At 50.8% G+C, this 13,464-nt stretch carries 15 protein-coding genes; 2 read left to right on the forward strand and 13 right to left on the reverse strand.

Translation table 11 applies throughout. The annotated features are described in order from the left end of the window. Nucleotides 1-49 precede the first annotated feature (49 nt). Nucleotides 50-892, reverse strand: a complete 843-nt coding sequence (locus ACTRC3_RS01455; protein ID WP_440321002.1) for a MurR/RpiR family transcriptional regulator — start codon at nucleotides 890-892, stop codon at nucleotides 50-52. Nucleotides 893-1,037: 145 nt separating this feature from the next. Between ACTRC3_RS01455 and murQ the strand changes: the two genes are divergently transcribed. Next, nucleotides 1,038-1,931, forward strand: a complete 894-nt coding sequence (gene murQ / locus ACTRC3_RS01460) for an N-acetylmuramic acid 6-phosphate etherase (RefSeq protein WP_178039425.1) — start codon at nucleotides 1,038-1,040, stop codon at nucleotides 1,929-1,931. 134 nt (nucleotides 1,932-2,065) lie between these two features. Here murQ and ACTRC3_RS01465 read toward each other — a convergent pair whose 3' ends face one another. From ACTRC3_RS01465 to ACTRC3_RS01520, 12 genes are all read right to left on the reverse strand, one after another. Further along, nucleotides 2,066-3,589, reverse strand: a complete 1,524-nt coding sequence (locus ACTRC3_RS01465) for an ATP-binding protein (RefSeq protein ID WP_440321005.1) — start codon at nucleotides 3,587-3,589, stop codon at nucleotides 2,066-2,068. Nucleotides 3,590-3,742: 153 nt separating this feature from the next. Further along, a complete protein-coding gene (gene atpC, locus ACTRC3_RS01470) occupies nucleotides 3,743-4,144 on the reverse strand; it encodes an ATP synthase F1 subunit epsilon (RefSeq protein ID WP_440321007.1) in 402 nt (133 codons plus the stop codon). A 12-nt stretch (nucleotides 4,145-4,156) separates the two neighbouring features. Then, nucleotides 4,157-5,551, reverse strand: coding sequence for a F0F1 ATP synthase subunit beta (gene atpD / locus ACTRC3_RS01475; RefSeq protein WP_349165228.1), 1,395 nt, complete (start codon nucleotides 5,549-5,551; stop codon nucleotides 4,157-4,159). A gap of 62 nt (nucleotides 5,552-5,613) precedes the next feature. Continuing rightward, nucleotides 5,614-6,471 carry an ATP synthase F1 subunit gamma gene (gene atpG / locus ACTRC3_RS01480; RefSeq protein WP_440321009.1) on the reverse strand — a complete coding sequence of 286 codons (858 nt, stop codon included), beginning with the start codon at nucleotides 6,469-6,471 and terminating at the stop codon, nucleotides 5,614-5,616. Nucleotides 6,472-6,490: 19 nt separating this feature from the next. Beyond that, entirely contained in the window at nucleotides 6,491-8,020 is a 1,530-nt protein-coding gene (gene atpA / locus ACTRC3_RS01485) for a F0F1 ATP synthase subunit alpha (protein WP_178039420.1), read from the reverse strand. A 36-nt stretch (nucleotides 8,021-8,056) separates the two neighbouring features. Beyond that, the gene (atpH, locus tag ACTRC3_RS01490; RefSeq protein ID WP_178039419.1) at nucleotides 8,057-8,596 is read right to left on the reverse strand and encodes an ATP synthase F1 subunit delta; all 540 of its coding nucleotides are present in this window, start codon (nucleotides 8,594-8,596) and stop codon (nucleotides 8,057-8,059) included. After that, entirely contained in the window at nucleotides 8,593-9,096 is a 504-nt protein-coding gene (gene atpF / locus ACTRC3_RS01495; RefSeq protein WP_178039418.1) for a F0F1 ATP synthase subunit B, read from the reverse strand. The genes atpH and atpF overlap by 4 nt, the downstream gene beginning before the upstream one ends. A gap of 45 nt (nucleotides 9,097-9,141) precedes the next feature. After that, nucleotides 9,142-9,420 carry an ATP synthase F0 subunit C gene (gene atpE / locus ACTRC3_RS01500; RefSeq protein ID WP_178039417.1) on the reverse strand — a complete coding sequence of 93 codons (279 nt, stop codon included), beginning with the start codon at nucleotides 9,418-9,420 and terminating at the stop codon, nucleotides 9,142-9,144. 50 nt (nucleotides 9,421-9,470) lie between these two features. After that, nucleotides 9,471-10,229, reverse strand: coding sequence for a F0F1 ATP synthase subunit A (locus tag ACTRC3_RS01505; protein ID WP_178039416.1), 759 nt, complete (start codon nucleotides 10,227-10,229; stop codon nucleotides 9,471-9,473). Nucleotides 10,230-10,270: 41 nt separating this feature from the next. Beyond that, nucleotides 10,271-10,687, reverse strand: a complete 417-nt coding sequence (locus ACTRC3_RS01510) for a hypothetical protein (protein ID WP_440321013.1) — start codon at nucleotides 10,685-10,687, stop codon at nucleotides 10,271-10,273. Between the two features lie 14 nt (nucleotides 10,688-10,701). After that, nucleotides 10,702-10,974 carry an AtpZ/AtpI family protein gene (locus tag ACTRC3_RS01515; protein WP_349165224.1) on the reverse strand — a complete coding sequence of 91 codons (273 nt, stop codon included), beginning with the start codon at nucleotides 10,972-10,974 and terminating at the stop codon, nucleotides 10,702-10,704. A 103-nt stretch (nucleotides 10,975-11,077) separates the two neighbouring features. Further along, complete coding sequence (locus tag ACTRC3_RS01520; protein ID WP_440321015.1) at nucleotides 11,078-12,313, reverse strand: hypothetical protein; 1,236 nt, start codon at nucleotides 12,311-12,313, stop codon at nucleotides 11,078-11,080. Nucleotides 12,314-12,449: 136 nt separating this feature from the next. Between ACTRC3_RS01520 and ACTRC3_RS01525 the strand changes: the two genes are divergently transcribed. Continuing rightward, nucleotides 12,450-13,464, forward strand: a 1,015-nt coding sequence (locus ACTRC3_RS01525) for a sugar transferase (RefSeq protein ID WP_440321016.1), incomplete at its 3' end; no start/stop codon positions are given.

Here is a 13,464-nt window from a genome sequence, read left to right on the forward strand (position 1 = left end):
TGTTGAAATTTTATTTCAGTTTAAGAAAGAAATTTACGCTGTCATCGGTTTATTTGACCTGATCAATTCTTGTTTTCTGAATTTTTTGTATAATTTCGTCATAATCCAGAGAACAATAGATGGCATACAGCAGATCGATCACATAAAGCTGAGCCGTTCTGGAGGCCATGGCCCCGCTTCGAAATACTGTTTCCTTGGCCGTCACAAAGAGATTATGATCCGCAATCCGGTTCAGGGAATTCTCTCCGGAAGAGGTCACCGCCACCACCGACGTCCCGTTTTTCTGCAAAATTCCCGCTATCTGAAGCATTTCCTTTGTTTCTCCCGAATAGGAAATGATGATTCCCAGATGGGAGGCGTCCGAATTAACCGCCTGCACATACTGCCGGTCATAATGCTGGTGTACGATGACATTTTTGCCGATTCTCATAAATTTGAACTGTCCGTCCACAGCTACCAGACTGGAAGCGCCAATCCCGTAGAAATCTATGATATTGGCGTCTTTCATAAGTCTAGCCACCCGAAGCAGCTCTTCTTCGTTGACCAGTACCCGCGTTTCTTCTATCGTTTTGATGGAGATGTTTGTGATTTTATCAATGATAGCCCCCGGGGAATCGTCCTTTTCAATGGTGGTCGTATCCAACAGATTCAGCTTGATATTCTGGAAATATTTTGTTTCCTCCGCCAGCAGTACCTTCAACCTGGAAAAGCCTTTAATATCCAGCTTTTTGCACAGACGTACGATGGTGGCCGGTGAAGTGAAGGATTCTCTGGCCAGATCATACACCGTGTATTCCAGCACCCGTTTGGGATACCGCAAAATATATTCCCGCACCTGATTTTCTGCCTCCGATAGATTTCTCTGATCCCGCAGTTTAATTAAAACACTCATGTTTTTCCCTCTCTTCCTGCTTTTCTTTTCTGTAGTATGGCATATCTTTTTCAAAATGTGAAATTAAATTTTATTCTTTTTGAAAATGATTGTATTTATGTTTCACATTTTCTATAATTTTCTTATCAGAAGGGAGGGACTTTCTATGAATTTAAAAAACCTGGAAACAGAACAGAGAAATCCGAGAACTATGCATATAGATTCCATGAGCACCCTGGATATGGTGCGTACCGTCAATCAGGAGGATGCCGCCGTAACTCAGGCCGTGGAAACGGCGCTGCCGGATATCGCGCGACTCATTGACGGAATCTGCGAGCGGCTCCAGAACGGCGGTTCCCTGTACTACATCGGCGCCGGCACCTCCGGCCGGCTGGGAGTACTGGACGCTTCGGAATGTCCGCCCACCTACGGAGTCTCGCCCCTGTTGGTTCAGGGCATTATCGCCGGCGGAGATTCCGCGCTCCGCGATTCCAGTGAAAGCGCCGAGGACAGTCCCAAAAACGGAAAGCAGGATCTACTTTCGCACGGCTTTACCTCCCGCGACGCACTGGTGGGACTGGCTGCCAGCGGACGCACGCCCTATGTCATCGGAGCGTTGGACTATGCCCGCTCCATCGGCGCACTGACAGGTTCCGTCGCCTGTGTTTCCCATGCCGCTATTTCCTCCCATGCGGAGATCCCCATAGAGGCGGTCACCGGCCCAGAAGTAATCACCGGATCCACACGAATGAAGGCCGGAACCGCCCAGAAGCTGATCCTCAATATGATCTCCACCTGCACCATGATCAAGCTGGGAAAGGTCTACCAGAATCTGATGGTTGATGTGCGTCCCAGTAACGAAAAGCTGGTGGAACGCTCCCTTGGCATTCTGCAGGAATGTACCGGCTGCGACCGCGAAAAAGCCGCAGAGCTTCTGCGCGCTTCGGATTATCACGTAAAAACAGCCATTCTCATGGCCCTCGCCGCTCTCAACGCGGAACAGGCACGAGAAAAGCTGACCCAGGCAGACGGGCGGCTGGCCACGGCCCTGAAAAGCTGAAGGATTTTACCTGCCTATCACCCTTTCCAATAAATTTAAGAAGACGGCACCTCTTAACTGCCGTCTTCTTAAATGTCAATTTTCTTAGAGACCCTTAGAGACCCTTAGAGACCCTTAGAGACCCTTAGAGACCCTTAGGATTTTATCCGATATCTGGTCATAGGTCCAGAACCAATTCGTTCGATTCTGTTCTTTTCCCGTAACTTCTCCATCAATTTCCTGGCTGCGGATTTTGTTTTATAACCACACAGCTCTGTGGCCTGTCCCATACTGATTTCACCATGCCGCTGAAGATAAGACAATATCTGTTCTTCTTTTGACATTGCATTATATTTTATCGCATCTTCTTTTATCCGCGAAGTCACTTCCGCGCTTTCCAGTTCATATCCTTTTCCCCGCAGATCTGCAGCTCCCGGTATGTACACCACTTGCCCGACTTCCAGCTTTACAATCACCCGATCCGGACTGTATTCTGTAATAAATTCCGGCTTCTTCCAGTTCTGTTCCCGCCAGGCTGTCATAATCTTATCGATACCACTTCCGGCCCGTTCGCCCACATTTACTCGACTGAACATCTTTAATACAAGCGGATTTCTCGGATCACTATTTCCTCCCGCAAAGAAGTCCTCCCGCGAAACGCGAAGCGTTCCCGGATTTGCGATTGTAATTTTCTTTCGATTTTTTACGATTACAATGCCTCTCCTGCCCTGATAATCCGCATGCGCCAGCGCATTGGCCACAGCCTCTGCCAATGCTTCGTGTACATCTACTTCATCTACACGCGCCCCATTTCTCCGATTTACAAAAGGTACTGCCACATCATCATCAATCCGGTTAATTACTTTATAATAAAAATCATATAGATTACCGCTCCAGTCACCATCATCAGAAGTCGTTCGATACAGCCAGCGTACCTTCTCATTCTCTGTCTCTTCACGATAGTCAAGAAAATAATTTGAGAAAACATCCTGTATGTATTCCGCTTCTCCAAACATCAGCAGCCCCGCAACCGTCGGGGAAAGATTCCCTTCCTTATTTTTTCCCACAGCTTTCAGTTTCATCAGGAACTCATCTGTCTGCAGCTTATTCCAGGGATGATTTTCATGCAGACCTTTGAAACGAATCCGATACCCCTTTATCGTATCCACATTCAGGGCATCCAATGTCATTTTCTCCAAAATTTCTGAATCAACAGAAACCTCTCTCTGATCCGCAAACATGGCCCGGATTTCTTCCTCCGCGCACAGATAGTCACCCTCGTAATTTCTCCGATAGGTTCCCTTCATCGGATCCGGGCCGATATAAACCGGCTTATCATGCCGATCTGCTTCCGGTACTTCTATCTGTAAAAGTTTCTTGCCTTCGACCTCCACAACCGCCACATGATGATTCAGCAAAATATTTTTTGAAACCTTGTTTCTGTCATTTACTACACTCCAGAAATCCTTCTGGTACTTCACCAGTTGACGCTCCGTCAATCCATTTACCTCAAAGGAATCCCTGTGTTCTCGCACGCCAAGCAGAATAACACCGCCCTCTGTGTTGGCAAATGAAGAGTAGGTCTCCCAGATGCTGACTGGCAGCCCGTTCTCTGCCAGCTTACATTCCCTCTTATAATTTTCTTCCAGATGAAGTGTCTCTAAAAAACGTTGTTTCATATTGTCCCCCGCATGCCATACTTCTTTTCTCCAGTATAGCCCACTTCTTATTTTCTCCGCAACTGCTTTTCCAACACAAAAACCGGATCCCCGTGTACCTGTTGCATACAGGCCACCGAAAATCCGGTTTTCTCTTTCGTAATCTATATTCGATTATCCTTTTACATCCAGACGGAGCAACGCACGCTTCAGACGCGCTTCTGCCATGCGGTAGTCGCGCTCGTCAAGCGTCTTGTCCTCCAGCAGCTTCTCGGCGCGCGCTTTGGCTTTCGCCGCACGCTCCTCGTCGATATCCTCTTTCCACTCCCAGGTGGTGGCCATGACGCGGCAGGTGCCGTTCATCATGGACAGCATGCCGCCGATGCAGGCTGCTTCCCGGACCGTTCCGTCCGGCAGCGCCACATGGGCGTGTCCCATACCGAGGGCAGTGCAGAAATTACTGTGTCCGGCCAGGATCGCCAGGTCACCTGTGATGGTTCTGCATACGATCCGCTCTGCCTCTCCTTCGAACAGCAGTCCGTCCGGCGTTCCGATTCGTAACGGAAAAGTCTTCATAGACATCCCCCTTTACTGATTCTTCGCTCTCTCAAATACCTCGTCGATGGTTCCTGCCATCAGGAAGCAGCTCTCCGGTATCTGATCGCACTCGCCGTCCAGAATCATACGGAATCCGCGCAGAGTCTCCTTCAGCGGAACATAGCTTCCCGGCATACCGGTAAACTGCTCTGCCACAGAGAAGCTCTGGGACAGGAAACGCTGAACCTTACGGGCACGGTTTACTGTCTGCTTATCCTCCTCGGACAACTCGTCCATACCCATGATGGCGATGATATCCTGCAGCTCCTTATAACGCTGCAGCACCTGCTGTACCGCACGGGCTACCTCGTAGTGCTCGTGGCCTACGATCTCCGGAGAAAGGATACGGCTGGTGGAATCCAGCGGGTCTACGGCCGGATAGATACCCTGGGCACTGATCTCACGGGAAAGTACCGTGGTAGCGTCCAGATGGGTAAAGGTAGTAGCCGGAGCCGGGTCAGTCAGGTCGTCCGCCGGCACGTATACAGCCTGTACGGAAGTGATGGATCCCTTTCTGGTGGATGTGATACGCTCCTGCAGAGCACCCATCTCGGTAGCCAGGGTAGGCTGATAACCTACTGCGGACGGCATACGTCCAAGCAGTGCGGATACCTCCGAACCTGCCTGTGTGAAACGGAAAATATTATCAATGAACAGAAGCACGTCCTGATTTTTCACATCGCGGAAGTACTCTGCCATGGTCAGTCCGGAAAGTCCGACACGCATACGGGCTCCGGGGGGCTCGTTCATCTGACCATAGACCAGGGCGGTCTTGTCAATAACGCCGCTTTCCTTCATTTCGTTATAAAGGTCGTTACCCTCACGGGTACGCTCCCCTACGCCGGTGAATACGGAAATACCGCCGTGTGCTGTCGCTACGTTGTGGATCAGCTCCATGATCAGGACGGTCTTACCTACTCCCGCACCGCCGAACAGACCGATTTTACCACCCTTTGCATAGGGGCAAATCAGGTCTACGACCTTGATACCGGTCTCCAGAATCTCGGTCGCCGGTACCTGCTCCTCGTAAGCCGGAGCCTGACGGTGGATGGACCAGTGCTCCTTCGCCTCCGGAGCCGGCTGATTGTCTACCGGGTCGCCCAGAAGGTTGAATACACGGCCAAGGCACTCCTCGCCTACCGGAACCTCGATGGGCTTTCCGGTATCCAGGGCCTTTGCTCCTCTGACGAGACCGTCAGTGGAGTTCATGGCGATACAGCGGACCGTATTGTCGCCGATCTGCTGTGCCACCTCAACGGTCAGCTTCGTACCGTTGTTATCGATTTCAATGGCGTTCAGCAGCGCAGGCAGCTCGTCGTGAGCAAACCGGATGTCCAGTACGGGGCCGGTGATCTGCACTACCTCACCAATGTGTTTTTCACTCATTCCTGAATCTCCTTATATATGATGATTCCTTGTCCGAGCTGCAGGCTTTCACCCGCATCTCATCAGATGCCTTCCGCACCTCCAACAATCTCTGTGATTTCCTGCGTTATGCTGGCCTGACGGGCTCTGTTATAAAACAGGTTCAGGTTCTCGATCATCTCTTCCGCGTTGCCGGTCGCCGCCTCCATGGCCATTCTCCGGGCCGCCAGCTCACTGGCCTGAGCCTCGCAGACGCCGCCGTAAATAAGACCTGCCAGGTACTCCGGCACGATGGCGTCAAAGACCTCCTCCGCGCTGGGTTCATAGAGAATCAGGTTCCGTACCGGCTCCTTCTTCTCTTCCGTTCTGGCCAGCTCTGACAGCGGCAGCATGGAAATGACATCCGGCTGCTGTGACAGCATGGACACAAACCTCGTGTAACAGAGTTCAATATGACCGAATCCCTTCTCTTTGAATTCCTTGCAGAGCATATTGGCCATCTCGAAGCAGTTGGCTACTGAGACGTCCTCGATCTCCGCATACTTCTCAGTGATGCAGGGAATTCCCTTTCTCCGGAAATGCTCTACCGCCTTCTTGCCGATGGGCAGCACTACACAATCCCTGTCTTCCATGGCCGCTTCCACGGTCTTGAACATGTTGGAATTGTAGCCGCCTGCCAGTCCGCGGTCACCCGCCATGACAACATAGCAGTATTTTTCAGAAGCTGCTTTCTTCACATACACGGATGTAAAATCCGTATTGCCATCTGCGATATCCTGCAGGGTCTCATGAAGCTCCCGGAAATAAGGACGGCAGATTTCTGCTCGTTCCTTTGCTTTACGCAGTTTGGAGGATGCTACAAGTTCCATCGCCTTGGTGATCTGCATGGTGCTCTGCACGCTTCGGATACGCAGCTTCACCGCTTTCATATTTGCAGCCATATGCTTCCTCCTCTATCACTTATTTTTCAGGCTTTGTATTCAGGAACTGCTCCGTGTAAGCATCCAGGGCTGCCTTCAGTTTTTCCTCGGTGTCAGCCTCCAGCTTGCCTGTGGAGCGGATTTCCTGCATAGCCACAGTGCCTATGGCGTCGGTATCGAGATAGGTGTAGAGACCTGCCTCATATGCCTTCACATCCTCTGTGGCAATCCGTGTCAGGATTCCTCTGGTAACCGCATAGAGAATCGCCACCTGCTTCTCAACTGCAACCGGCGCGTTCTGATTCTGCTTCAGAACCTCCACGATACGCGCTCCCTGCTCCAGACGTGCCTTGGTATCGGCGTCCAGATCGGAACCGAACTGAGCGAAGCTCTGCAGCTCACGGTACTGGGAATACAGAAGCTTCAGGGTACCGGCTACCTTCTTCATCGCCTTGATCTGGGCGTTACCACCTACTCGGGATACAGAGATACCCGGGTTTACCGCCGGCATAACACCGGAGTGGAACAGCTCGGTCTCCAGGAAGATCTGTCCGTCTGTAATGGAGATCACGTTAGTCGGAATGTAGGCAGATACATCGCCTGCCTGGGTCTCAATGATAGGCAGAGCCGTCATGGAACCGCCGCCGTGCTCATCGTCCAGCTTCGCCGCACGCTCCAGAAGTCTGGAATGCAGATAGAATACATCACCCGGATAAGCCTCACGGCCGGGCGGACGACGGATCAGCAGGGAGAGTGCACGGTACGCAACCGCGTGCTTGGTCAAATCGTCATAGATGATCAGCACGTGCTTTCCCTGATTCATAAAGTACTCGCCCATGGCACAGCCGGAATAGGGCGCGATATACTGCAGCGGGCTTGCCTCGGATGCAGTAGCGGCTACAACCATGGTGTAATCCATGGCGCCGTTCTTTGTCAAAGTCTCTACCAGATTAGCTACGGTGGAACGCTTCTGACCGATGGCTACATAGATACAGATCACGTCCTGTCCCTTCTGGTTAATAATGGTATCTACCGCAATGGCAGTCTTACCGGTCTGACGGTCGCCGATGATCAGCTCACGCTGTCCGCGTCCAATCGGAACCATGGAATCGATGGCCTTGATACCGGTCTGAAGCGGCTCAGATACGCTCTTTCTCTCGCAGATACCGGGAGCCGGGCTCTCAATCGGGCGGAAGGTATCCGTCACAATGGGGCCTGCACCGTCGATCGGCTGTCCCAGGGCGTTTACGACACGTCCAATCATCGCTTCTCCGACCGGAACGGATACGACCTTGCCGGTACGCTTTACAGTCTGTCCCTCGCTGATGTTCTCATCGGAACCAAACAATACGATGGACACGCTGTTCTCTTCCAGGTTCTGGGCCATACCAAAGCTGCCGTCCTCAAACTCCAGCAGCTCGCCTGCCATACAGTTAATCAGGCCGCTGGCTCTGGCAATACCGTCACCAACCATCAAAACCGTACCGGTTTCATTCTGCTGGATAGCATTGTCATAGTATTTGATCTGGCTGCGGATGACCTTGGAGATTTCTTCTGGTTTTAATTGCATGTTTCCATTCCCATCCTTTAAACAGTATTTTATAAGTTACACGATTACTTCGTTCAGTTTTCTGGAAATTCCTGACATTCTGGCCTGAACCGTTCCGTCAAGCTGCTTTCCTTCCAGTTCCACACGCAGACCTGCTACCACAGAAGCATCCAGCTTCTGTACCAGCTCTACGGTTTTTCCGCTGATTTTTTCCAGCTTCGCCTTCAGGGCCGTAAGCTGCGCGTCGCTTAAAGCAACCGCGCTGGTCACCACTGCCTCGGCGATTCCATGATCCGCGTGATAGCGCCGTGTGAATTCTTCGCAGCAGCCTGCAAATTCTCCGAGGAGATTCCGCTCACACAGCAGCTTCATAAAATTCACCAAATAACGCTCTGCCTGTCCGCCAAAGGCTTCCTCGATGAGCTTTGTCCGTTCTGTCTTCGGGACGGAGGGCTCACAGAGCAGCTTTACATAGTCGGGATTCTCCCGGAACAGATTCCGAATTTCCTTCATCTGCTCTCCGATGGCGTCCGTGAGATTTTCTTCGGCAGCGAGGTCATAGAGACTGCCGCCATACAATCTGGCGTACTGTGTCATGATGCCTCACCTACATTCGCGATAAATTCGTCAATGAGTTTCGCGTGATCCTCTTCACTAATCTCCCGCTCGATTACCTTACCGGCAATCTCCACGGCCATGCCGCCAATTTCATCCTTGATTTCATTGACCGCTTTTCTCTTCTCCTGGGCGATGTCGCTCTCTGCCTTTGACTTCAGGGCAGCCGCCTGGGCTGTAGCCTCCTTCAGCATCTCTTCACTCTGAAGCGCCGCCGTCTTCTGGGCGGTGATAAGGATCTCATTTGCCTTCTCCTTCGCTTCCTTCATGTTCTGCTCATACTCGGTCTTGATGGCGTCCGCGTCCGCCTTAGCCTGCTCGGCCTCGCGAATCTGCGCGTCTGCCAATGCTCTTCTCTTCTCGAGCATCTCACCTACCGGTTTGAACAGGAAACGCTTGATCAGATACATCTGAATAAACAGATTACAGATCTGCGCGACAAACGTCCATGGCACAAGACCAACTAATTCCTGTACATCCATGTCCTGACCTCCTGTTTTTCTTATACTCCGTGATTCTGTTACGGATTATGCCAGGAAGTTCATGAACATACCCGGCGCTACGAAGATCAGCAGCAGACCGGTTACGAAACCGTAGATACCGGTGGTCTCTGCGATAGCACAACCAAGAAGCATGGTAGAGGTAACATCGCCCTTGCACTCCGGCTGACGTCCGATAGCTTCGCAGGCCTTGGATACGGCATTACCTTCTCCGATACCAGGTCCGATACCGGCGATCAGCGCCAGTCCTGCTCCAATTGCACATCCTGCTAATGCGATACCTTTTGCAAGTAACTGAAATTCCATATTCATTTCCTCCTAAAATGGTTTTTTCATTTTTTAATAACCTTTTGAGCTTACTCCTCTGCCGCGTTGGCGATATACATCACCGTCAGCATACAGAATATAAATGCCTGCATCACGCCGGAGAACCAGTCGAAGTAGACCGACGTAATCGCCGGAAGACCTACCGACAGGATCGGGATCTGCGACAGCACACCTCCGAGCACGCCCGGAAGCAGTCCCAGCAGCTTGCTGCTGGCCAGAGCCAGGGCTCCGTAAATCAGTGCGTTGATAACCACGCCTGAAAGAATGTTACCGAAATGACGGCAGGCCAAACTGATGGGCGTAGCCAGCTCGGACAGCACGTTGAACGGCGTCATGACGGCAATCGGAGTGGTAAATCCCTTCAGATATCCGCCGATTCCGCTGGTCTTGATCTTCTGAGCTGTGATCATGATAAATACCACGATGGCCCAGGCAGCTTCCGTCGAAAGATCCGCCGTCGGACTCCGAAGACCGATTAAGCTGATAAGGTTGGAAACCACGCTTGTGGCAAACAGAGCCGCCACAAAGGGAATCAGCTTCCGGAACTTCTCGCCCGCATTGCCAATGACGAACTTGTTCGCCATCTCCACCAGCATCTCAGCCACGGCCTGACGCTTGGAGATCTTTTCCACCTTCAGGTCGTGAGTCAGCCAGATACAAAGACCCGTAATCAGCGCCATGACAATCCAGCTCACCACCAGGGTTTCACTAATCTGAAGATCGCCCAGTATGGGAATATTCGTCGGTATCGTGAAAAAGACCCGAGCACCTGAAATATCCACTTCCATGCATCTTCACCTCCTATCTTCACAAATTCCAATAGTTCCAACTATTTCTTCAAAATCCCCATGATCTTGATTCCCGTTCCCGGGAACAGCAGCGGAAGAATCCCCGCCACATAGTGAAAACAGGGAGCGACAATCGCTATGATCACCCAGAGCATCTGAAACAGCATTCTCTGGGAATAGCTTCCCTTTACCAGAGTCTTCACCGCGTCATGGTCGCCCGCCTTCGCGGCCGCCTTCTGCACCATGAGACCCATCCACAGAAAATTCAGAACAGCGACTGCCCCGCCGCCGAGCCCGCCGAGAATCACCGTATAGTTAAACGGCACCTTCTCCGGCATCGTAAAATGAAGTACCAGAAATAGCAGCCACATAAGTACCACGCCTGTGGCTGTATAAATCGCCACATGCTTCGTCTCCTCTTTGATCGCGGGCTGCATGTTGTCCAAAAGCTTGCTCATAGATTCCACCTTTTCTACTCGTGCCGGTTAAAGGAAATGTGCTTTTTTGTCTCTTCCTTTTTCTGCTTCCCGGTCACGGATATATAAAGTTTCCAGGCTACCATTCCGGAGCCTCCCATACCAAAGAAAAATCCCGGAATATAGATCCAGCCGCCAAGTCCCACTTTCGCGCACAGCAGCCAGCAGATGCCCAGACACATCAGAAGCGGCGTCACCAGCGTGAAGCTGAACTGGGTCAGCATGGTCAGATTTTTTACGATATCCATCCACCATTTCATTTCCTTCATGTCCGTATACTCTCCCGCTTCGTTCCATTGTTTCTTTGTATACACACCATTGATATTACTATTTCCGGGGACGCAAGTCAATTTATTTATGCTTTTTTTACATTTAGGAAATGGCTTTTTTCCTATTATAAATAGGCTTTCTGTACATGCTGATAAGCCACACGATCAGGAACAGCAGAGCCATCTCCGTGCTCATCAGAGCATAGTCCATGTCCAGCAAAACCAGCAACGCAATCCAGGTACCTGTCACCAGGAAGCTGCGGCCTTTCACCAGGGTATAGATGACGATACCCAAGAATAGCAGGGTGAAAATAATGCCGACGGGGATGGAGAAGCGGAGCATCTGATTAAAAAAAACGTTATGAGCGTTATTGACAAACCACCAGCCTTCTCCATTTACATCAATGGCGGATTCGCCAAAACGCATGCCCCAGCCTTCCGGATGTCTGAGAATCACACTCTCCCACACGCCCTTCCAGATAGGAATTCTCCCTCCCAGATTCCAGATATTCCGTTCCGCCAGCACATCGCCGGCCACCTTCCAGCCCGCGTAACCGAACACAGCCAATACCGCCAGATACCATGCCTTAAAACGAAAATGCTTCCACTCAATCTGATCCGCCGCATAGCCAGCGAAAATCAGGAATACCCCTGCGATACCGGTCCAGGAATGGGTCAGATACAGGCAATATAACAGCACGGCCTCTCCTGCCACAAAGGCAAGCTGCGAGCGGAACTTCTTCCGATAAGCCACCAGCAGCGCGATAAAAGCCACCAACATTACCGCGTACTCACTTTTATGGCTGTAGAGCCAGTAATGACGGGTCTCGTAAAAATTCTCCGGCAGTTCAAAAAGCACAAACTGATTATTGCAAATCAGCAGCTTGGTATAGCCCATCATGTAGTAGATAATGCTGCCTATATTGGAAAGTATGATACAATACATCAGGAAACGGATCGTTCCGTCCCGTTTCTCTTCTGAGCCTTCCCCCAGGCCCGCTATCACTGCCAGCAATAGAAATGCCACCGTATTATTAACCTGCTCCCAGTACCAGTGCAGATATTTATGATTAAAATACAGCGACAGCAGATTATAAATCAGCAGTCCCGCAAAATACACAATCGCCGCTATGGATATACGCGGAAGCCTGTCCCTGTTATTCCAGACCCGCACTGCCATATACAATACCACCAGAAAATAGGCCCAGGAGAACCCTGCGTAATACGCGCTCTGATACACATCTGTGTAGGGACTGTAAAAAGCCGGGAACAGCAGCATCAGTGCCACGGCGCCTCTCAGGAGCCAGGAATCTATCTCATGTTCTTTTATCCAGTTCATCGGTAGTCTCCTTCCTTTATTTTATCTATTATATCCCAGATACTTATTATTTGACAAGCACCGCAAAATCTTTTATGATACACATAGAAAAGCATCTGTTACAAAATTTGTTAATTTGAAGGGAATTTGTTGTACTATGTACAAAAAAGAATCGACCGGGTGGTTCAAGCATTACGATTTTATCCTTCTGGATATGATTTGCCTGCAGGCCGCCTTTCTTCTCGCATATATCATCCGCGGTTTCGAAGGAAATCCGTACTCCATCGTTCTTTATCGGAACATGGCTGTCTTTATCGCGTTTGCGGACATCGTTACCCTCTTCTTTTTCGAGACGCTGAAAAACGTCCTGAAAAGAGGACCCTATATTGAATTTATGGAAACCGTGAAGCACGTGGTCATCGTCAGTGCTCTCGGCGTATTTTATCTTTATCTTGTTCAGGACGCGCAGGACTATTCCCGCCTGATGCTGGGCATCATGTATGTGATCTATTTCTTTCTGACCTACACAGTACGGCAGATATGGAAAACCATCCTGAGACGCCGTATGGTGATAGGCGGCGACCGTTCCCTGCTGATCGTCACCCGGGCCGGCGAAGCCGCTGAAGCTGTCCGGAACCTGAAGAAAAATAACTATGAGATGTTCACACTCTCCGGTCTGGTCATCCTTGATCGCGATATGACCGACCAGAAAATTGAGGGTATCCCGGTTGTCGCAGGCGCCGCAGACGCTCCCATGTATGTATGTCAGGAGTGGATTGACGAGGTTCTGATCATTCCTTCCGTCGAGGAGGATCCGCTTCTTCAGGATCTGGTCCATAAATTCGTGGAATCCGGCGTAGCGGTACACCTGAATCTGTCCCGGGAGGTCAATATCCCCGGTCAGAAGCAGATCATGGAAAAGGTCGGCAGCTACACCGTGCTGACCACCAGCATGACCTTCGTTTCCGCCAAGCAGCTCTTTATTAAGCGCGCCATGGATATCGCAGGGGGCCTTGTGGGCTGCCTGCTGACCGGCATCGTATTTATTTTCGTGGCTCCGGCCATCTATATCAGCTCTCCGGGTCCGATTTTCTTCTCACAGGAGCGTGTGGGGAAAAACGGTAAGAAATTCAAAATGTACAAGTTCCGCAGCATGTATCTGGACGCCGAGG

Source organism: Laedolimicola sp., assembly GCF_051972735.1.
GTDB classification, from domain to species: Bacteria; Bacillota; Clostridia; order Lachnospirales; family Lachnospiraceae; genus Laedolimicola; species Laedolimicola intestinihominis.